This window comes from Rhodococcus sp. H-CA8f, assembly GCF_002501585.1.
GTDB lineage: Bacteria > Actinomycetota > Actinomycetes > Mycobacteriales > Mycobacteriaceae > Rhodococcus_F > Rhodococcus_F erythropolis.
Map to the genome: position 1 here is coordinate 197,316 of NZ_CP023721.1, position 17,596 is coordinate 214,911.

A 17,596-nucleotide genomic window follows, 5' to 3' on the forward strand; every position below is an offset into this window, starting at 1 on the left:
ACTATACCGACTGCCTCAGGTGCTGGTGTACAGGCGTGCCAGCTTCTGGCCAGCTCGCGAGGAAGAACGCGGTGGTGATACCGACGCCGGTTTCGGCTTTCGCGAGTTCGACGGTTTGCTACACGGTGATCGATTCTTCGCTCATTCGTCATTCTTCGCGAGAGGCTCAGCGTCAGCGGATTTCGCGCGTGGACGTGTCGATGTCGTTGCCGCACTGGTCGTTCGGCGTGTCCGTTTCAGGTCCGAGATATCCGTGCGGGCGCCACTTCCAGGACGATTCTGTGCCCACTCGATGATCTGCTTGCGACTGAACAGAAGCGTGCGTCCGACTTTCTTCACCGGTGCAGGTGCCAAGTCGCGGTAGACGTACGAGCGGAAGGTTTGGGCCTTCATCACCGATTTCGTTTCGGCCTCAATAAGCGCCACGGCTTCCTGGGCTGTGACCAGCTTCGGTTCGGACACGGCAATTCCAATCTGGGTGTTCATGGTCTTCGGTCTGCGCTTCTGTCGTCACTCTACAGCGTCACGCTGCTGGTCAGCCTCCATCCGAACGGTCGCTTCGCCTTCGCTGCCAGTGTGGTCGGCCGAGGAGTGAGTGGGCAGATATAGCCAGTTCAACGGCGGTGTGAGCGCCGAGCTGCCACATTTTCGTTCACTCGGGTGATGCCGGTGGGGTGGCGGTTGAGAGTCGGTCTCACCACCTGTTCGTAACCCCCTAACCATGCAGCGTGACGCGGTAGAACTGCCCCACGAGACCTTGCAGCGTCACGCTGCGAACAGCTGCCCTTGAACCTTGCAGCGTCACGCTGTACGGTTGGCGCTCAGACAGTCACCAACGAAAGGCAAAACGATGACCAACCCCACCGCGACCAGCCGCACCAGCCGCCGCAACACGGACATCAGCTGCGCCCACCCCGCACCAGAACAGGCCGACACGACCCACTCCTTCAAAATCGCCGCGTACGCCCTCGGCGTCCCCATCACCGGCTACTTCGCAGCCATGGGCTTCATGTCGTTCCTCGTCGACCACGGCTGGCACGCCTGACTCCCGCTCGTCCGTCGCGCCACTGCCACTACCCGAGGAGTACACGATGACCGCCACCCACCGGCTCGCCCGCCTGGACGAAACCACCCCCACCGTCGTGCTCAGCTACGGGCTCGGCGAAGACAGCACCGCGATCCTCCTCCGCTGGATCGAAGACCCCACCTCCCGTGACTTCGACCTCTCCGACCTCGTCGTCATCACCGCCATGACCGGCAATGAATGGGAATCCACCCGCACCGCCGTCGAAACCCACGTGCTCCCACGTCTCGCCGCCGCCGGAATCCGATACGTCCAAGTCGGCCGCGCCCGCCGCCACGTCACCAAAGCCGGTGACGGAGTCGTCGTACTCGACGACTCACGCACCCCCACCCAGCTGCACATCGATGGCGACTACACCCTCTGGGACGAGATGGTCGAATCCGGAACCATCCCCCAATCCGGCGGCGCCAGAATGTGTTCCGTACACGCCAAAGGTGATGTACTCGACCCCGTCATCGCCGCCGTTACCCGCGGTGAGCCCTACCGGCACGTCGTGGGCTTCGAAGCCGGGGAGCAACGCCGCGCCGTCAAAGACGCCACCTACAACACGGAACGTCGCACCGGCGACTACCCCCTCATCGACTGGGGCTGGTTCCGCGCCGACGCGATCGCCTACACCGAATCCGTCACCGGAACCAGCGTCGGAAAATCGGCATGCTTTTACTGCCCCTTCGCATTCGCCAACCGCGCCAACCGGCGCGAGGTCTTCGCCCGCTACGCCGCCGACCCCGCCGTCGGTGCCCGGACCCTGCTGATGGAACACCTCGCCCTCGCACTCAATCCTGCTCAAGGACTCGTTGGCGGCACCCGCCTTATCGACCTCATCCGCGCCGAAGGCATGACCGATGTCCTCGCCGCTTTCGACGAACTCCTCGCCGAACAGGAGTACGCGTTCTATGAAGTGCGCCGAATCCTGCGCCCCCGCATGGCCGACCCGACCAAACTCGGCAACGCCGCCCGTTCCGTACGTATTCGCACCCGCGGTACACGCACCCTGCTGCAGGGGACGCTCGACAGTCTCGCCGCCCGGGGTGAAGAGCAACGGAAGGTCAAGAGCATCGTTGGTGAGGACAAGATTATGCGCCTCTACCAGTACCAGCGAGGTGCGACTTTCCCCGCCGTCGAACGGTTCTTCGTCGTGGCACCGGCCCTCGCGCTGGCGAAAGAAGCCGACAACTTCGACACCTGGTGGGCCGAGGCGCTCGCTGTCGCCGAGGGCGTCAAGGTGGCGTCCTGACCGCGCCGCGCACCTACGGGACATGCTGGTGCGCAATGCCACTCGAAACTGCCACCAACTCCGCATCTGAACACGGCCACAGACGAATCGATAGGATGGAAACATGTCCGAGCCAGATACCGGCAGTGCGCTCACACCCCCCGCATCGCTACTCGCCGCAGCCGTCTCGACCTCCGAATGGACTGCAGCACTTGCAATCCTGCGCGACTACACCACCCTGCAGGGAACGGCAGAACTGCAACCGCACACCACATGGAGCGGCTTCGACCTCGGGGCCTGGGGCCGACGAGTGCGAGGAGTGCACAACAAAGGCCTCCTCTCGTACGCCCAAATCGCAGAACTCGAAGCACTGCCCGGTTGGACATGGAAATACAACCTCAAGACTCTCCCCTGGGGCACCGGGATCGCCGCACTACGCGACTACGCCGCGCACTACGGACTCGCTGTCGTCCCACGCAAGACGATATGGAAGGGCCTCGAGCTGGACGAGTGGGTCGCACGGGTCCGCAAAATCTACACGCAGGGCGAGCTCGCCACCGACCGTGCCGACGAGCTCGGCTCATTTCCAGGGTGGTTGTGGTTCGCGGACGACCGGAACCTCCTCACAACAGACGCCGTCGCCGCATACATCCGGAAATCGCATGTCACGGTCGAACAATGGCGACGAGACGGCACCGGACCGGCCCACTACAGACTGGGGGACACCGCGTACTACGACAGAGCCGTCGTCGACCGTTGGCGCCGCGCACACCTACACCTCTTCACCGTCACGACCCCACCCCAGGCGATCAGCGACACCGGCACGGCAACACCACGGAGAGGATAGCCAGATGGGCGACTGGATGAGCACCGGAATCTCGATCTGCAGCCGGATGCAACCGCGACACTACGAATCGGGGATCCTCGGCAACTCCGAAGTCGGACGGTACGCCACAGTCCTCCCCGGGCAGACATGACGACCGCAGAACGGTCCACCTCGCCCTCTGGCCGTGTCCGGCGCCGCAACCCGGGGTCGCCCGCGCTCCCCGTGAGCCGAGATGCTCCGCGTCCACGGACGGGAAGCAGTCGTGGGTTCATCGACCGTAAAGGCAGGCCCGAGCTGATCGTGAATCCTGCAATCAAGCTGGGCCGCGCCTTCTTCGTCCCTGTGCACCCCGCAGCCTGACGGCGCGTTCAGCGCCGGACAGTAGTTGGTCGACGAGGTTTCGGCAGCCGGGGCGGGCCCCGCCGATCGAGCAGGCAATGCGCTGGGGGAGAGAATCGCCCGAAGCCATCGCAGTTCGGCGTGCTCTAATCTCCAATCACAGCCACAAAGCATCCGGCCCCTCGGATCGGCGACGTAGGAGAGGTCCCATGGACGATCGAGTGAAGTTGGATCCCTGGTTCGTCCACGATCGGCTGATCGTCGGCCTGCTGACTGACCTCGAGAAGGCCGCCGTGGAGCACTCCCTGGGGCCAGCCAACTCCCCCCTCGCCGCTGTGTACAAATCGACGGCGCTCAGTGACGCGGTAGCGAAGTATGTGGTGACTCGCAAGGTGCCGAGCGGAGCCCGAGAATACGTCGCCGGAACGCTCCACAAGGGGCAACTCGTGTGGTTCGACCAGAAGTTCCACTTCAAAGGTGTCGCCGCAGCACACGGCAAAGGTCTCACGAGAGGAGCGTTCCTGCACACGAAGCTCGACGTCGACGAAAGCGTACGAGTGCACGGCGAGTTCAATCCGCAACGGGTGACGTCCGGTTCGAGCCTCGTCCAACTCAAAGGGCACCAGCAGCAGTTCGTGTTCGCACATGTATCGGACATCGACGAAGGCGGAATCGAGATCCGGCCGATTTTGCTCGGACACATGATCCGGCCTGACGGAATTTTCGACGAATACGTCTGCAATCGTGTGAGCGTCCACCCTTCCCGGATCGACCAGTTCAAAGATGTGAAGTTCGCCGTGCCAGGAGCTTCGCCCAAAGACCTCGAACCACTTCGGGCAGTGCCTGAAGAACAGGTCAAGCGTTGGTTCGCGGAAATTCTTCACGAGCCGGTAGTCCCTAAGGACTGGGGTGGGGAACAATTCGACCTGTGGACCGACAAGATGACGATCGACGGTGAGAATCAGGTTGCTGCGATTCAATTCAAAGGACCGGCAAAATTCTCCCGGATGACGATCAAGACTCTCGGGGCGAACGGCGACCAGATCGACCGCCTCGCTCAGACTGATGCAGACTTGCTTGTCGTTCAGCACTGCCACGAGATCACCGCACCCGTTTCCAACATGCTGCGCGCTGTCGTATCGCAACCAGGCAGACAGCGCCGGTACATGATCATTGACGGCTACAAGACGCTCGCCATCCTGCGTCACTACGGGTACCTCCCATAGCGCTAACTCGACTGTCGAAGAAGCAAGGCGGTCTCGATCTGCGTTGCGCGGGTTGAGATTCCGTGAAGATCCAGGCTATCGACCTTCGAGGTTACCGGCGGCGAGGACCACATTGCGCTCCCGTAGTTGAATGGGTGTGCGGAGGTAGTCGAGCCAAAAGTAGCGGCCGGTGTCGAGTGGATCGAACAGCGCAGGCAGGGACCGATCTTGATCCCGGCACCAGTTAAGAATGTGCGGATCGGAAACCCGGTTTACTCCGGTCATCTCGGCGACCCCGGCGAGGACCGCATCCCATGCCGGGCGTCCAGTCCGTGGGGGTTCGAGGTGGAACGCGTCGATGTCGTTCGGTGTGGTGAGTTCGTCTGCGGTCATGCGGCATTGACGAAGGACGCGCACCATGAATCGTTAGTCGTCGTCGGCGGCGACGAACATCGCGTACGTGGTCAGGTGGCCGGTCAGTATCTCGGAGGTGCTGTCCAGGCGTGCGAGGACGTGTGCGTGAAGTCGTCCCCGGTGGGATTCGTTGGCTTCCACCGCGGGATGGCCTGTGATCCAGGCAATCTCTCGTGCGCTCAGTGGCATCGCCTGCGCATCCCTTCTGTGTTCGTGTGGGTGCTGCACTCGGCACTACTGCCGTGACGGTCGATGGAATGGTGTCCGGATAAGAGTGCGTGAGAGCGGTCCGCCCATGGGAGCGCCGAACACTGAATACTGCAGAATAGATCCTGCCCCACAGACCACGGCAGGGGAATGTTCAGCGATGCATAGTGTTTCGCTGTCGAACGGAGATGAGGGCAAAGACTATGGGGCTCGACGGCTTCTGGGAGGACAGCGACGCGGCACTCGACAAGTGCGCGAAGGCGAAGACCGTGACGGAAATCGTTGACGCTCTCAATGAGCACTTCGACAAGTCCGCCGGTGATGCATTCTTCGGCGGATCGGGCGGCGATCGGCAGATGCTCGAGGTGATGTACGAAGCTGTGGGATGGACGGTGTACGACGTGGAGGCGGAGTATCACTTCAAGGCGCGCGACAGTAATGGCGACTCGTTCGAGTACTGCGAGGGAGACGTCTCGCGGCTCTGAGCGACCATGCGGATGCGCTCACGTCGCGTAACCGGCGTCGTCACGTAGCGAGGAGGGGTCGTCCGTCCCGATCCAGGAACGGGCGGATCCTTCTGCATGTTCGGCACGTGTTGGCGTCGATTCTGGTGCGAAACAGCGGCAGCGGTGGCTCGGGCCGCTCTCGCTAGCGGTGCGGGCCGTTGCCGGAGGGTGGAGTGGTCCCGTTTGGGGTGATGGCCTCGATGGAACGAGATCCGCACGCGGGGGGTGCGCACGAGGGGGGTGCGGTGTATGGTCATTCTCATGACACCCCCCGAACCGGACTGGGGCACCGTCCTTTCCGGGCACAGATCCCCAAAGAAGATTCCCCAGCTTGCCGCGATCTTCGAGGCGCACGGCATCGCCCCTGATGCAGTTGCCTCCGCGCTCGCCGCCCCCGAAGCGTTTGTGGCGTCAGCCGCCAGCGGGCCGGACTGGGCCGACGCCTACGGCGGACCGGTTGCCGCCGCACTCATCGCCGCGGAAATTCTCGAACAAGCAGCGGCCCTGCAGATCACGGTCTCGAATATTCGATCGCATCTCGTCGCCCAGCTCGTCGACGAATCGTCCGTTGTCGAAACCGCCCGGCAGCTCGGGTACAGCCACCAACACACTTCCCGTCTCCGCAAGAGCGGCGCGCTCGTACCTGCCCTCACTGCCCTGGTCCGGAAAGGACTCTGATGTCCACGCACACAAAAGAACCCGCCATCCATCCGGTGCAGATGTCCGGAAAGCCGCGCCGTCTGTACCTGATCGGATCCCTGCTCAGCACCGCCGGATTCCTCCTACTTCCCATGAGCGTCGGATACGCCATCCGGCAGGACGCGAATTCCGCGGTCCTGTACGCCCTTTTCATCGTCGCCGTGGCTGCCCAGGTGTTGGCGACGAGAGTCGTGCAATCCGCCTACTGGCATGTTCCGACGAAAGACCTTGAGCGGCTACCGCGGTGGCCCAGTGTGGTGAAACGCACGGTCGTGACCATCTCGATCGCACTCGTTGCGGCAGTGTCGATGGCGTACGGAAACGGCACGATGCACTTGGCATGGGTGTTTGTTGGTGCCGGGATCGTGGGCATCGAGGTCACACTGATGTTGGGTTCACTATTGGATCGATTCTTCGGTACCCGAGACGAATTGGAACGGCGGGACATAACGTGGATGGTCGGGGAAGCCGTTTCCGCGGCAGTCATCGGCTTGGTGGTATGGCTGCAGTTTGATGCCGGTCTTGTCGAGAGTGTGGACGGCTTCGATCGTGTCAGTGATGCCGTTGAGGTGTGCATCGTCTTCGGGCTGTCCGCCGGTATCGGAATTGTGGGATTCCCCCTGGTTGCGCTGCGGTGGTGGAAAGTTCTGTCGGCTCGCTCGAAAGTCTGAGATCGGGTAGGCCCAAAGTTATCCACGACATAAGCGCGGGGGCGCGCGAAGTATGGTGTGCGCATGCCCCACTGATCCGGCCCGACATGCAGCTTCCACGCACGGCCGCACCTACATCAAGGGGAATGACATGAATGACAGTACTGGCACCGAATCCGACGACCGCGAGGCGCAGTCCATCGCTGTGATCCGTGACCGCCTCGTTCTCGCGCAGGCGATCCCGTACGAGTTGGCGACATCGTCGGAATTGGACGAAGCACGTCTGCGGGAACTCTCGCCCTCCACAGTGCGCCGACTCGAACGCCGAACCAAAGCCGGATTGGCGAACCCTCTGCATGGTCGTGGAAACAGGCACTTCACCGGATTCCGGAAGTGGCAAAACACCATTGAAGAATCGGAACGTGCGTGGAGCATCTGGGACGGCTGGGACGAGGCCAACATCGTGCAGTGGCACCAAGTGCCTATGGACGAGGCCAGGGCGCACCTCCGCGACATGGCGTCGTCGCCGCTCAACTTGCTCACGCCGATTCCGTTCGACAGTGACAATCCGCGCGAACCGACCCCTTCCTCGGCACACGCTTTCCTGAGCCGCTTCGATGCGCGCAATCTCGCGTACCGATCGGCGCCGTTGACCGTTGCAGCGGTCACTGTCAGTGTTTGGTTGGCGCTCTACAACTACATCGCCGGACTCGGAGTATTTCTGTGTTTCCTCGCACTCGTCGCGGCAGCCGAGGTGTCGCGTCATCGTTCACTGGAACTGACGGCCAACGACTGGTACATGCTGGAGGAGGCGAGCGTTCGAAAGTCGGGGCCGACGCCGGGAACCCGGGAGTACGGACTCGCCCACGTGGCGGTCGAACTGATCCTGTTGATCACCAAAAGCCCGGTCTGGCAATCGGAAACACTTGACGTGCAGCGGATCCAGCTGAATCCCTATGTGGAAGCTGCCCAGATCATCGACCATGCCGCCCGGATCAGTGAACTGCGTGGCAAAGTCGGGGAGCGAACCGACGGTGAGGGTGACTCCGCGATCCGCGCGCAGCAGCAATACGACACCAACGCCCGCATTCTCGACGCGGTCGAGGAAACACTGGTGGCCCGAGTCGCCGCGCTGTACCGGTACGCGGTCGAATTGCGCACTCTCGACCGCGAATACGTCGTCCTGGCCGAGCTGCAGAAGAGCCTCGAGTTGGCGCCAGATCTTGAAGTGTTGGCTCGGCAGACAGGCGCAGACGTTGTCGCCGCGATGAACATCAACGCGCTGACCGGGGATATCGAAGGCGTTCAGAGCACCATCGAAGCGCAGATCAGCGTCCTCAGCGGTGACCTGAGTGCGTTGAAGATGTATGCCGCCAAGCCGGAGTAACCTTCTCTGAATCGAGTTGCTTATCGGCTTCGGGTTCGCTGCCGGTATCGCAGTTGTGGGATTTCCCCTGGTTGTGCTGCGGTGGTGGAGGATTCTGTCGGCTCGCTCGAAAGTCTGTGACCGGGTGGGCCCAAAGTCACTCACGGGGGTACGCACGGGGGCGTGCGAAGTATGGTGTGCGCATGCCCCGTTGATTCGGTCCGAGGTTCAGCCTCAATACATCGCCACACCGATATCAAGGGGAACGACATGAACGACATTGCTGGCACCGAATCCGACGACCGCGAGGCGCAGTCCATCGCGGTGATCCGCGACCGCCTCGTTCTCGCGCCGGAGAACGCCAAAGCGCTACCGATGACGTGGCAGTTGGACCGATCACGTCTACGGGAGCTGTCGCCCTCCACGCTGCGCCGACTCGAACGCCGGACCAAAGCCGGATTGGCAAACCCTCTCCATGGACGCGGCAAAAGGAACGGCTGCGCGGGCACCGAGGCGAACGGCACCGTTGAAGGCTCGGAACGTGCGTGGAGCATCTGGGACAACTGGGCTGAGACCAGCGGGGAAGATCTCGCCGAAAAGCTCCGGGATAACTTTCACCGCCAAGTCATGGCGCCTTCTTTCGTGGAAGGGCAGACACCGATACCGTTCGACAGTGACGGCCCGCGCGAACCAACCCTCTCCGCGGGCCAGGCATTTCTGAGTCGCTTCGAGACACGCAATCTGCCCGCCGCCGCCGCGCCGGTAACAATCGTAACCCTCACGGTCTGCACTGGGTGGGCAGCTGTGGCGAGCAACTTCATCGCCGGACTCGGGTTTTTCCTTTGCTTCCTGTCCTTGTGCGCGCTCGTCGCTGCCGCCGAGTTGCTTCCAGGCAGCCGTTCGCTGGAACTGACCCCGCGTGACTGGGAAATGCTGCGAAAGGCGACCGTTCTAGCCCCAGGTCCGAAGGCGGGAACCCGGGAGTACGCACTCTCCCAGGTGGCAGTCGAACTGAGCGCGCTGATTACCAACAGCCCGGCCTGGCGGTCCGAAACACTTGACGTGCACAGAATTCAGCTGAATCCCAACGCGGAAGCAGCGCAGATCATCGAGCACGCCGCCCGGATCAGTGAACTACGCGGCCAAGCCGGGGCGCGATCCGACGGCGAGAGTGACTCCGCGATTCGCGCGCAGCAGCAATACGACACCAACGCCCGCATACTCGACTCGGTCGAGGAAACACTGGTGGCCCGAGTCGCCGCGCTGTACCGGTACGCGGTCGAATTGCGCACTCTCGACCGCGAATACAGCGTTCTGGTCGAGCTGCAGAAGAACCTGGCATTGGCGCCGGATCTGGAAGAGCTGGCTCGCCAGACCGGCGCCGACGTTGTCGCCGCGATCAACATCAATACGCTCACCGGCGAAATCGAAGGTGTTCAGAGCGCCATCGAAGCGCAGATCAGCGTCCTCAGCGGTGATCTGAATGCGTTGAAGACGTATGCCGCCGAGAGCGAGTGACCTGCACCGAAGCGGTCGAAACGTCTGCGCTGTTTGAACACAGCGCAGAGTTGCGACACCGACGACATCGCGGCTCGGGCCTTCCCGAATGCTGGAAAACGCATTCTGGCAATGTAATTGGGGAACCGGTCACCTAGGCCAGTGGCGACAGCATCGCGACGACGAAGCCAACGCGTCGACCGGCGTGATCGAGGCACTGTATAGCGGATCCACGCTCAACGCGGGTGTTTCACAACGAGAGCTGAACGCGCTGATACTGCACGACGCGCACGCTCGACATCCGCCAACCGATCACGTCATCTGGCGGATCCGGGGGAGCGCATCGGCAAGCTGCTCGAACAAAGTCGGCCACCCGCGCCGCAGCCACGTCAACCGGCCACGATCGAGGTGGCTGCCATCGAGGATGTGCGAAACCCGGCGCTGGACTTCCGGGACGCCGAGATCGGCGAGTCTGCCGTAGAGCGGGTTGACGGGCAGATCGTGCCGACGGATGTAACTCCACACGTCGGCCGTCGACCAGTTCCAGATCGGCCCGTAGGCGACGGTCCCGTCCGTGCGGGAGATGACGCCGTCCACTGTCTGAGCTCGGGCGTACAGCACGCGCCGTCCCGCGGACTCGTCAGCTCGCACGCCCCACAGCTCACCAGGGCCGAGAAGCTGATGAGCCTTGCGGGATGGAGCGCCGATCAGCACGTCGTGCAGGTCCGGCAGCGGCCCTGCGGGGGAGTCGTGATCCCAGGAGCCGCTGTCGACGAGCGCGTCGAGAAGTGGGGGATCGGCCGCGATGCGATGCAAGTCAAGGTTCCACTGCTCGGCGACGGTGCGAATGTAGTCGAGGGTTTCCGGGTACTCGAGCCCGCTGTCGAAGAACACCACCGGTATGTCGCGGTCGGCGCGCAATGCGAGGTGGAGGACGACGAGGGAGTCCTTTCCCCCGGAAAATGCGATGTACCCGTCGTGGCGGTTGAAATGAGCGCCGATGCGGTCGACGAGGTGATCGAGGGCCGCGCGATCGGTGCGCCGAGTGCTCGGACGCAGCGCGAGTAGACGATCAACATTCAGGCCCGGATCCGGTGTGGTGGTCACCGTGTCGACGATAGTGCAGACGTGACACCGGTGGTCGTTCGTTGAGTAGTATTGGCGCGGAATGCAATTCCGCGCGCAGGTGCGGAAGATGAGAAAGGGGAGAAGCATGGCGGAACTCAACGAGATCTCGGTCCTCGAAATCGAAGACGGTGACCGCGTCCATGAACGTAACGCCGATTGGCCGCAGCCGTTCAGCGACGGCGACGTCTACATCTACACCGCGGAAGGTGTCGACCGGCTCAACGTGGACACTGTCCAGGTGCGGATCACCGGCGGCGACATCCCCTCGGCGATCACCTACAGCGCCACTGACACCGTCAAGATCGAACCTCGCTGACCATGGTGGGAGGCGACGTCGTCTCGAGCGCTCACCTCGCAGCGTTCGGGGCGGCGTCAGCCCCCGGCGTCACGGGAGGGTTGGGGTGCGGGCGGTGCGGTTCCGTCGGCGCCGCGATGACCCCGGTCAGGCAGGTGGTCTCGAAGCAGTTCACTGCCTACTTCCGTTGGCTCGACCCAGGTGCGGACACCCTCTGTGAGACATGCGTATGGCTGTACCGGACCAGGTCGCTCCGCTCGGACATCCACCTAGTCCGGCAATCCGGGCCGACCCTGGACGTACTGACTGAACGGCAACTGGCGCAGCTACTTTCCGCACCACTGCCGCACGATACTGCGGTGATCGTTCCCTCGCGCCTGGGACGCAAGCACATCTTCGCGGACGCCCAATGGGGACACATCGCCGTCGACGACGCACAAATCCCGTGGACCGCCCGCGACGTCGGCACGCTCGCCGCAGTGATGCGACTGCGACAAGCTGGATTCAGTGAACGACATCTCCTCGATCCGGCACCCGATTACACCGTTCTACGGAGACTTCCGAGCACACAGTGGCAGACCGTTCTCGAGGATTGGCGGACCATCGACGTGTGGCGAACTGCTCCGCCGTGGTGGACCGTCGCGTTACGCACTGCCACCAGTTCGTGACTACACCTGGCGCTCAACTGCAGGTCGCCGAACAGTCGCCCCCGGCGATGCGAGGTGCACTACTGACGCTCAGCAGACCGCACCCAAGCGTGCACGGACTTCGATAAAGTCGACCGAGAGCGAAAAGCGTTGCAGGAGCGTGACGAAACAACCCGAAGGGCTGATCACAGAAATGGTTGCGAAAGCAAGCGTGACCGAACAATGGTTGGCCGCAGCGCCCCACCTTCCGTCCCTGACGGATCCGGCGGCAGTGGTCGCTGAGCGGCTTCTGCTCCTGCTGCACTACGGGATGGACTGGACTGCCTCGAACTGGGTCGCCGCCCGGCGTGCAGACTATTGGGACCACCTACTGCCCGCTCACGTTCGGCTCGGAACATACAGCAGCGGAACGAACCTGCACCACTGGTGGAGCACTGTGTCCGGCAAACTCGGGTCGACACCACGAACCGACGGGGAGCGTCTCGAGGTGGCGCAGCTGCTCACCTCCGAACCCAAAGACGTCATCCAAACGCTGCGGGACCAAACGATGGCGCTGACATTGCGAACGCGGATCGTCGCGGACGCCGTCCGCGCACACAAAGGAGCAGGATTGTGACCGTCTCTGTCCGATGGGATCTGGACATCACTGCCACCTCCCCGATCGCCCACCGCGGGGACATGCTCGGAACCACAGCCTTGATGCGGAGAATGAAGATCGTCCAACCCGACGGCCGCACCGAGCTGGTGCCGGTGATCTCGGGGAACTCCCTGCGCGGTGTGCTTCGCCGCATCGGGGAGGAAATGCTCCGCGACGTTCTCGGTTACGAGGGATTGCTGCCGTTGCCGGTGGCGCACCTGCTGCGCAACGGCGGGTCGATCGTGAAGTCGACGACAGATCCCCTGACAGGAAGGCGGCTGAACGAATTCCGCGCACTGGTACCGCAAGTGAGCGTGTTCGGTGGCGCGATCGGATCCGCCCCGATCGGGGGCTGCCTGCGAGTGGGCCACGTGATGCCGATCATCGTGGAAGCGGTACCAGCGCTCCGGTACGAATACGAAGGTCCACTCCCGAGTCGACTCGATGTCGAATCGCACGAATCGTACAGTCACACCGACGATGTCACGACCGGGCGCGATCACGGCACCGGCGACACCAGTGGGTCCCCGCTGATGCGTTTCGACGTCGAAGCCCTCGCTCCGGGCACACGATTCGAATCCTGGGTGCACCTCGACCGAGGAAGCGAACTCGACCACGCGTTCGCTGCCGACGTCCTCAGTGAGTTCACGCGCCGCGGCTGGCTGGGCGGGCGCACAGCATCAGGGCACGGGCAGATCCGCTCCGTCGTCGACCCGGACCCAGCAGATGGCGTGGAGCTGGACTGGAAGGCCGTCGTCGCAGCCCGCCGCGACGAAGCGATCGAAGCCCTGCAATCACTGTCTCTGACACGCGCATCGACCACCGGCAGCTGAACCCGACGAGAAAGAACGAACATGGCCACACCCATCGACGCAGAAGCGATCATCGGCGAACTCGAATCGGACTACCCGGGAACAAAAGTAGGGATCCGAATCGCCCCCATCGGTGAGCTGGTGTTCGACAAGATCATCGTCCCCGCCGGTCAGCGGTCGTCAGGCACAGGTACCGCGATCATGGAGAGGCTCATTGGCATCGCGGACGCGAACTACCTCCGGGTGACATTGACGCCGTCCGGGGATTACGGCGGATCAGTGACACGACTCCGCCCGTTCTACAAACGATTCGGGTTCGTCGAGAACTCCGGGCGCAACAAAGACTTCGAGACGAAGCAGACGATGCTGCGCGATCCGATCACCAACTGAACCAAGCCCACTCAACCGCTGACGTCCAAGTGGGCGATCGCAATCCGATCCTCTTCGGCGTCGGCCAGCACCACCGTGTGGTCCTCTCCGGCGTGGAGAAACGGCCGCGTCGGCACTGCATGGCTTCGGCGATCAAGGGCACGACCCAAAACGTCTGCCGCCCAACCCTCGCCGCGGCGGTCGAGCACTTCCAAACAGCGGTGCAGCACTCGCGGATCCACAAAACCTCCCTGCAAGCCGCTGGCGACCTTGCCGTCGCTACGAAGCTCCACCAAACGCTGTTCCGGGATTGAAGTCGTGGCCATAGGTCCTCCTCGTGACCGCCTCACTGTGGCGCGCAACCGGGTGCGGCCGTCAGGCGAAATACTTACGATAGCAGCGTAGTTCAGTGCACGGTCGGCGACGCAGGGCAGATGCGCAATACGACCATGTCGTCACCCGGCTCATCCATCCAGCGTCACAGATCGTCGAATCCGCGATGCGTCCAACTGCGGTTGCGGCAACACATGAGAGTTTGTACCTTGATGGTGCGGCTGATCGCGTTGGCCGTTCCCCGTTCGAATTCGACACCGTGCCAGACGAATTCCACCGAGGGCAAGGGCCTCCGGCTCACGCGAACGCTCCACCCCCGTGTGTTCCAGCGCACCGGGTCGGCACGGGGCCAGGTGCTCGAAAACTCACGAGGAGAACTCAACATGACGCGCACGAACAACGCCGCCAAAAACGCTGCCCGCGAACACCAGCGGAAGGCAGGCGGCAACTACACGACTGCGTTGCGGCACGTTAAGCGCGTAACTTCGCACGACGGAGACTGGAACCTGATGGTCCCCTTCGCTGCTGTGGACGGATGGTTCAAGCAAATCCATTCGGATATGCACCGCCAGTGCATCTCGATCGATTCCCCCGCCGGTGGTGTCGTACTCTCGGACGGCGAAGCGCGCGAAGGCGGCCTCAGTATCAGCCTGCTGGCTGCGCTCGCTGACCGCTACAGTCCGCAACGTGTGAACTTCATGACGTGGGGTTTCGATGACGATCGGCTCCGCAAGGCTGGCCTCGCCGACTACCTGGTGGATTCCTCGCACGGTTCACTCACCGAGTTTCTTGCTGCGGCATCCGCCGAAGACAGGGCCCGCAGCAAAAAGTTCGACGAGTCGGGTGTGGGCACCCTCGCGGATTATCGGGAAAAGGGAGGAATTCACGGTCCGGCCATGGCGAACTTGGTCATCGTGGTGAAAGTACATCTCGATGACGAAACTCGCCCGACCGGTAATGATGGCAATGCACTGGAAAGGCTGAAGAACAGCAACTTTAGTGGGCTGACTGTGGTCGTGGACCTGATCGCGGATGGGAAATCGGCAAGTGGGGCATTGAGCGCAGCAAAGTTCAGACTGGGTATCGACCATTCTCACGGATGGGTTCTGCAGGCGAAATTCGATGGGGCGAAAAACCGTTGGAGCCCGCGGCCAGGCGAGGGCCGCAACCGAGATCAGTTCCTGGCGCACGCAGACAGTGAACTGAACCGCCTCATAGGTCTGGATGAACCGAAAAAGCAGGTGCAGTTGCTCCGTCAGCAAGTGCTCCTGGAGTTCGAATACCGGAAACGCGGTATGCCCCTGGCGAAGCGACCCAGACACTTGCTCTTGGAGGGTCCTGTCGGATCTGGTAAGTCAACGATGGCGCAGGTCGTTGCAGACCTGTATACCGGACTTGGGGTACTGCGAACTGGGCAGTTCGAAACGCTGTCGTGCGAGCCCTCGAAACTCGGTTTCCTTACTGATCGCCCCAGAGGGGGCGTGCTGTTCATGGACACATCCAGATGGGCTTCGAGGAGCGTGATCGACGCGATAGACGCGATCGTGTCGCGGGAAGTGGACGATGTGATGTTCATAGTGGCTGGTGATAGCGCGGTGCTCGAAATGGCGATTGACGCGGTCGACGGGGCCAGTCGTGATTTCTCGACCACCATCACGTTCCAGCCATACCAGCCGTCCGAGATCGCGGAACTCGCCACTGAGGTGGCCGGAGAGACTGGACAGACGCTCACGGCTGAAGCTGGACGAGCTATCGAAGACCACCTCGGGATGGTTTACCGCGGGAATCCGAATCTTGCGGCGAAAGCACTCACGGGAAATGCACGGCTTGCGCGCGCGATCGTGGAAGGCGCGGAAACACACCGCGGTTTGCGGCTGCCCACAGACTTCACCGATCTCACTGACGACGAGCTGCGAACGCTCACTGAGGTAGACGTGACTCTGGCGCTGCGGAAGATCTTCCGCGATTCTCGAAACTGACCGCGGCAGGTTAGGCGGGGAGTAGCTAAAGGGGCGGGGCATCTGTGGAAGATGCCCCACCCCTTGCGGTTCGGTGGGTTGCGGGTGCTGTTCCCCGCGCTGTGATGGGCAGCCGGAGTGAGGTGACCACAGATGCCGAGATGCCTCTATGCTGCTGGTAACAAACAAAATTCGGACGGTCATGCGACGCGCGCAGTGTGTGCACGCCGGGCAGTCCAGGTGAGGATGTGCATCGCATGGCCATGGATCTCAGGCTTGACGGCGACACGTGGCAAGGGACGTACGCGACGGTCGTGCTTGCTGCGTGTGTAGATCTACTTGCTGACGGGGAGCCGATCCCAGGCGTGACGTTTTTCGTCGACGGGTTTCCGACGGTGGACAATGTCTCCGTCATCGCAGTACGTGACCACGTGATCGTTGCACGGACAGCGAGAGGTGACGAGGTGATCGTCAACTCCGCTGATGTGACGAGGATTCTGATTCCCTGACCCACGGCCTGCATTGTTGTCACCCCTGTGAGGAAATCAGCGGCGCTCGCTGACACCTTCGAAAAGCTACGACTGCCAGATCCTTCTCTGCAGCAATAGAAATGAGACAGATCCAGTGCTTCCCGACATTCCGTTTTACCCGCACCGCTCGCAGACGGACAGTGCTGCCAGTGAAGTCGACACCTTCACCGTCCGGGACGGGGTCCAGTGGCTCGGAATCGACTGGGACACCTACGCGAGTGCAGAAGAACTCACTGCAGGCATGCATGGCGGACCGCTTGCCGCCGCCATCCTCGACGCCCGCGCAGCCCAGAGCAGCGACACCAGTCATGCGCGTCCGGGAATCGTCCCTGGGACAACAACCGCCGAAGATGTCCTGTCCAAGCACGGAATCGACCCGACAGACCCTGCCGCGGCAGTGCGGGCGTTCATCGGGGACCGCTCGAGAACGTGGTGACTGCTTCACTTCGATGTGATCGACGAGCACGCCCGCCGGTGTGCAAGCGAGGCAAACACAAGGTGTGGGAACTATGAAATTGTTCGGGTAGGAACCACGTAGCCGCAAGGGCTGCTGTGGCCGTAACATTCGGCCACTCAACGGGGTCGGGGTCGTTCCCGCCCTCGAATCCCACTGTCGCGTTGCGACACAACAGGAGCAGGAGATGGCCATGGCCGAACCGACTACCACCAACCGCTGGGATATCGAACTGAAGAACTCGTACGGCGAGTTCTGGAAGCTCTCGACGATTGTCGCCCCGAACGCCGAGGCAGCTCAAGCTGATGCGCTGGCCCGCTGGGGGCATCTCAACGGCGGCGGATGGACCATCTGCTCGTGCAACGCTGCGTGAGCGAGGACTGAGGGCGGGAACAACAGCGACGTTCGCCGCATCCAACACGTC

The 17,596-nt window shown here is 62.4% G+C and carries 24 protein-coding genes; 18 read left to right on the plus strand and 6 right to left on the minus strand.

Going from position 1 to position 17,596, the window contains the following annotated elements; genetic code table 11:
• Nucleotides 1-141: 141 nt before the first annotated feature.
• Nucleotides 142-486 carry a transcriptional regulator gene (locus CPI83_RS31445; protein ID WP_343229959.1) on the minus strand — a complete coding sequence of 115 codons (345 nt, stop codon included), beginning with the start codon at nt 484-486 and terminating at the stop codon, nt 142-144.
• Nucleotides 487-850: 364 nt separating this feature from the next.
• Here CPI83_RS31445 and CPI83_RS29980 point away from each other — a divergent pair, with 364 nt between their 5' ends.
• From CPI83_RS29980 to CPI83_RS29995, 4 genes are all read left to right on the plus strand, one after another.
• The gene (locus CPI83_RS29980) at nt 851-1,045 is read left to right on the plus strand and encodes a hypothetical protein (protein ID WP_097388490.1); all 195 of its coding nucleotides are present in this window, start codon (nt 851-853) and stop codon (nt 1,043-1,045) included.
• A gap of 46 nt (nt 1,046-1,091) precedes the next feature.
• Complete coding sequence (locus tag CPI83_RS29985; protein WP_097388491.1) at nt 1,092-2,321, plus strand: hypothetical protein; 1,230 nt, start codon at nt 1,092-1,094, stop codon at nt 2,319-2,321.
• Between the two features lie 103 nt (nt 2,322-2,424).
• Nucleotides 2,425-3,147, plus strand: coding sequence for a Helicase associated domain protein (locus tag CPI83_RS29990; protein WP_097388492.1), 723 nt, complete (start codon nt 2,425-2,427; stop codon nt 3,145-3,147).
• 527 nt (nt 3,148-3,674) lie between these two features.
• The gene (locus CPI83_RS29995) at nt 3,675-4,691 is read left to right on the plus strand and encodes a hypothetical protein (RefSeq protein ID WP_097388493.1); all 1,017 of its coding nucleotides are present in this window, start codon (nt 3,675-3,677) and stop codon (nt 4,689-4,691) included.
• 75 nt (nt 4,692-4,766) lie between these two features.
• Here the strand turns inward: CPI83_RS29995 and CPI83_RS30000 are convergent, their stop codons facing one another.
• Together CPI83_RS30000 and CPI83_RS30895 are read right to left on the minus strand one after the other, a co-directional pair.
• Nucleotides 4,767-5,063, minus strand: a complete 297-nt coding sequence (locus CPI83_RS30000; protein ID WP_097388494.1) for a hypothetical protein — start codon at nt 5,061-5,063, stop codon at nt 4,767-4,769.
• A 33-nt stretch (nt 5,064-5,096) separates the two neighbouring features.
• A complete protein-coding gene (locus tag CPI83_RS30895) occupies nt 5,097-5,273 on the minus strand; it encodes a hypothetical protein (protein ID WP_157920691.1) in 177 nt (58 codons plus the stop codon).
• 206 nt (nt 5,274-5,479) lie between these two features.
• On the opposite strand from CPI83_RS30895, the gene CPI83_RS30005 reads away from it, so the two are divergent.
• The 5 genes from CPI83_RS30005 to CPI83_RS30025 all read left to right on the plus strand — a co-directional run bounded on the left by CPI83_RS30005 (nt 5,480) and on the right by CPI83_RS30025 (nt 10,030).
• A complete protein-coding gene (locus CPI83_RS30005) occupies nt 5,480-5,776 on the plus strand; it encodes a hypothetical protein (protein ID WP_232816951.1) in 297 nt (98 codons plus the stop codon).
• 282 nt (nt 5,777-6,058) lie between these two features.
• Complete coding sequence (locus CPI83_RS30010; RefSeq protein ID WP_157920692.1) at nt 6,059-6,475, plus strand: hypothetical protein; 417 nt, start codon at nt 6,059-6,061, stop codon at nt 6,473-6,475.
• Complete coding sequence (locus tag CPI83_RS30015; RefSeq protein WP_097388497.1) at nt 6,475-7,167, plus strand: hypothetical protein; 693 nt, start codon at nt 6,475-6,477, stop codon at nt 7,165-7,167. The genes CPI83_RS30010 and CPI83_RS30015 overlap by 1 nt, the downstream gene beginning before the upstream one ends.
• 130 nt (nt 7,168-7,297) lie before the next feature.
• Nucleotides 7,298-8,533 (plus strand): hypothetical protein, encoded by a 1,236-nt coding sequence (locus CPI83_RS30020; RefSeq protein WP_097388498.1) that lies wholly within the window; start codon nt 7,298-7,300, stop codon nt 8,531-8,533.
• Between the two features lie 249 nt (nt 8,534-8,782).
• Nucleotides 8,783-10,030 carry a hypothetical protein gene (locus tag CPI83_RS30025; RefSeq protein ID WP_097388499.1) on the plus strand — a complete coding sequence of 416 codons (1,248 nt, stop codon included), beginning with the start codon at nt 8,783-8,785 and terminating at the stop codon, nt 10,028-10,030.
• Nucleotides 10,031-10,321: 291 nt separating this feature from the next.
• Here CPI83_RS30025 and CPI83_RS30030 read toward each other — a convergent pair whose 3' ends face one another.
• Nucleotides 10,322-11,116, minus strand: a complete 795-nt coding sequence (locus CPI83_RS30030; RefSeq protein ID WP_097388619.1) for a phosphoadenosine phosphosulfate reductase family protein — start codon at nt 11,114-11,116, stop codon at nt 10,322-10,324.
• A 106-nt stretch (nt 11,117-11,222) separates the two neighbouring features.
• Here CPI83_RS30030 and CPI83_RS30035 point away from each other — a divergent pair, with 106 nt between their 5' ends.
• From CPI83_RS30035 to CPI83_RS30055, 5 genes are all read left to right on the plus strand, one after another.
• Nucleotides 11,223-11,453 (plus strand): hypothetical protein, encoded by a 231-nt coding sequence (locus CPI83_RS30035; RefSeq protein ID WP_097388500.1) that lies wholly within the window; start codon nt 11,223-11,225, stop codon nt 11,451-11,453.
• 2 nt (nt 11,454-11,455) lie between these two features.
• On the plus strand, nt 11,456-12,100 hold the full coding sequence (locus tag CPI83_RS30040; RefSeq protein ID WP_097388501.1) for a hypothetical protein: 645 nt from the start codon (nt 11,456-11,458) through the stop codon (nt 12,098-12,100).
• Between the two features lie 139 nt (nt 12,101-12,239).
• Nucleotides 12,240-12,695 (plus strand): hypothetical protein, encoded by a 456-nt coding sequence (locus tag CPI83_RS30045; protein WP_343229960.1) that lies wholly within the window; start codon nt 12,240-12,242, stop codon nt 12,693-12,695.
• A complete protein-coding gene (locus CPI83_RS30050; RefSeq protein ID WP_097388502.1) occupies nt 12,692-13,549 on the plus strand; it encodes an RAMP superfamily CRISPR-associated protein in 858 nt (285 codons plus the stop codon). The genes CPI83_RS30045 and CPI83_RS30050 overlap by 4 nt, the downstream gene beginning before the upstream one ends.
• 21 nt (nt 13,550-13,570) lie before the next feature.
• Nucleotides 13,571-13,918 (plus strand): GNAT family N-acetyltransferase, encoded by a 348-nt coding sequence (locus CPI83_RS30055; protein WP_097388503.1) that lies wholly within the window; start codon nt 13,571-13,573, stop codon nt 13,916-13,918.
• 11 nt (nt 13,919-13,929) lie between these two features.
• Here the strand turns inward: CPI83_RS30055 and CPI83_RS30060 are convergent, their stop codons facing one another.
• A complete protein-coding gene (locus tag CPI83_RS30060; protein ID WP_097388504.1) occupies nt 13,930-14,223 on the minus strand; it encodes a hypothetical protein in 294 nt (97 codons plus the stop codon).
• A gap of 152 nt (nt 14,224-14,375) precedes the next feature.
• Nucleotides 14,376-14,531, minus strand: coding sequence for a hypothetical protein (locus CPI83_RS30900; protein ID WP_157920693.1), 156 nt, complete (start codon nt 14,529-14,531; stop codon nt 14,376-14,378).
• Nucleotides 14,532-14,613: 82 nt separating this feature from the next.
• On the opposite strand from CPI83_RS30900, the gene CPI83_RS30065 reads away from it, so the two are divergent.
• From CPI83_RS30065 to CPI83_RS30080, 4 genes are all read left to right on the plus strand, one after another.
• Nucleotides 14,614-16,209 (plus strand): hypothetical protein, encoded by a 1,596-nt coding sequence (locus CPI83_RS30065; RefSeq protein ID WP_157920694.1) that lies wholly within the window; start codon nt 14,614-14,616, stop codon nt 16,207-16,209.
• 236 nt (nt 16,210-16,445) lie between these two features.
• On the plus strand, nt 16,446-16,697 hold the full coding sequence (locus tag CPI83_RS30070; protein ID WP_157920695.1) for a hypothetical protein: 252 nt from the start codon (nt 16,446-16,448) through the stop codon (nt 16,695-16,697).
• A gap of 115 nt (nt 16,698-16,812) precedes the next feature.
• Nucleotides 16,813-17,154 (plus strand): hypothetical protein, encoded by a 342-nt coding sequence (locus tag CPI83_RS30075; RefSeq protein WP_097388507.1) that lies wholly within the window; start codon nt 16,813-16,815, stop codon nt 17,152-17,154.
• A gap of 211 nt (nt 17,155-17,365) precedes the next feature.
• On the plus strand, nt 17,366-17,545 hold the full coding sequence (locus CPI83_RS30080) for a hypothetical protein (protein ID WP_157920696.1): 180 nt from the start codon (nt 17,366-17,368) through the stop codon (nt 17,543-17,545).
• The last annotated feature ends 51 nt before the right edge of the window (nt 17,546-17,596 follow it).

Coding starts and splice junctions, on each gene's coding strand:
- CPI83_RS29995 (WP_097388493.1), top strand. CDS start 3,675: ATGGACGATCGAGTGAAGTTGGATCCCTGGTTCGTCCACGATCGGCTG.
- CPI83_RS30060 (WP_097388504.1), bottom strand. CDS start 14,223: ATGGCCACGACTTCAATCCCGGAACAGCGTTTGGTGGAGCTTCGTAGC.
- CPI83_RS30035 (WP_097388500.1), top strand. CDS start 11,223: ATGGCGGAACTCAACGAGATCTCGGTCCTCGAAATCGAAGACGGTGAC.
- CPI83_RS30025 (WP_097388499.1), top strand. CDS start 8,783: ATGAACGACATTGCTGGCACCGAATCCGACGACCGCGAGGCGCAGTCC.
- CPI83_RS30010 (WP_157920692.1), top strand. CDS start 6,059: ATGACACCCCCCGAACCGGACTGGGGCACCGTCCTTTCCGGGCACAGA.
- CPI83_RS30020 (WP_097388498.1), top strand. CDS start 7,298: ATGAATGACAGTACTGGCACCGAATCCGACGACCGCGAGGCGCAGTCC.
- CPI83_RS30015 (WP_097388497.1), top strand. CDS start 6,475: ATGTCCACGCACACAAAAGAACCCGCCATCCATCCGGTGCAGATGTCC.
- CPI83_RS29985 (WP_097388491.1), top strand. CDS start 1,092: ATGACCGCCACCCACCGGCTCGCCCGCCTGGACGAAACCACCCCCACC.
- CPI83_RS31445 (WP_343229959.1), bottom strand. CDS start 486: ATGAACACCCAGATTGGAATTGCCGTGTCCGAACCGAAGCTGGTCACA.
- CPI83_RS29980 (WP_097388490.1), top strand. CDS start 851: ATGACCAACCCCACCGCGACCAGCCGCACCAGCCGCCGCAACACGGAC.
- CPI83_RS30000 (WP_097388494.1), bottom strand. CDS start 5,063: ATGACCGCAGACGAACTCACCACACCGAACGACATCGACGCGTTCCAC.
- CPI83_RS30065 (WP_157920694.1), top strand. CDS start 14,614: ATGACGCGCACGAACAACGCCGCCAAAAACGCTGCCCGCGAACACCAG.
- CPI83_RS30055 (WP_097388503.1), top strand. CDS start 13,571: ATGGCCACACCCATCGACGCAGAAGCGATCATCGGCGAACTCGAATCG.
- CPI83_RS29990 (WP_097388492.1), top strand. CDS start 2,425: ATGTCCGAGCCAGATACCGGCAGTGCGCTCACACCCCCCGCATCGCTA.
- CPI83_RS30895 (WP_157920691.1), bottom strand. CDS start 5,273: ATGCCACTGAGCGCACGAGAGATTGCCTGGATCACAGGCCATCCCGCG.
- CPI83_RS30080 (WP_157920696.1), top strand. CDS start 17,366: ATGGCCGAACCGACTACCACCAACCGCTGGGATATCGAACTGAAGAAC.
- CPI83_RS30040 (WP_097388501.1), top strand. CDS start 11,456: ATGGTGGGAGGCGACGTCGTCTCGAGCGCTCACCTCGCAGCGTTCGGG.
- CPI83_RS30005 (WP_232816951.1), top strand. CDS start 5,480: ATGAGGGCAAAGACTATGGGGCTCGACGGCTTCTGGGAGGACAGCGAC.
- CPI83_RS30070 (WP_157920695.1), top strand. CDS start 16,446: ATGGCCATGGATCTCAGGCTTGACGGCGACACGTGGCAAGGGACGTAC.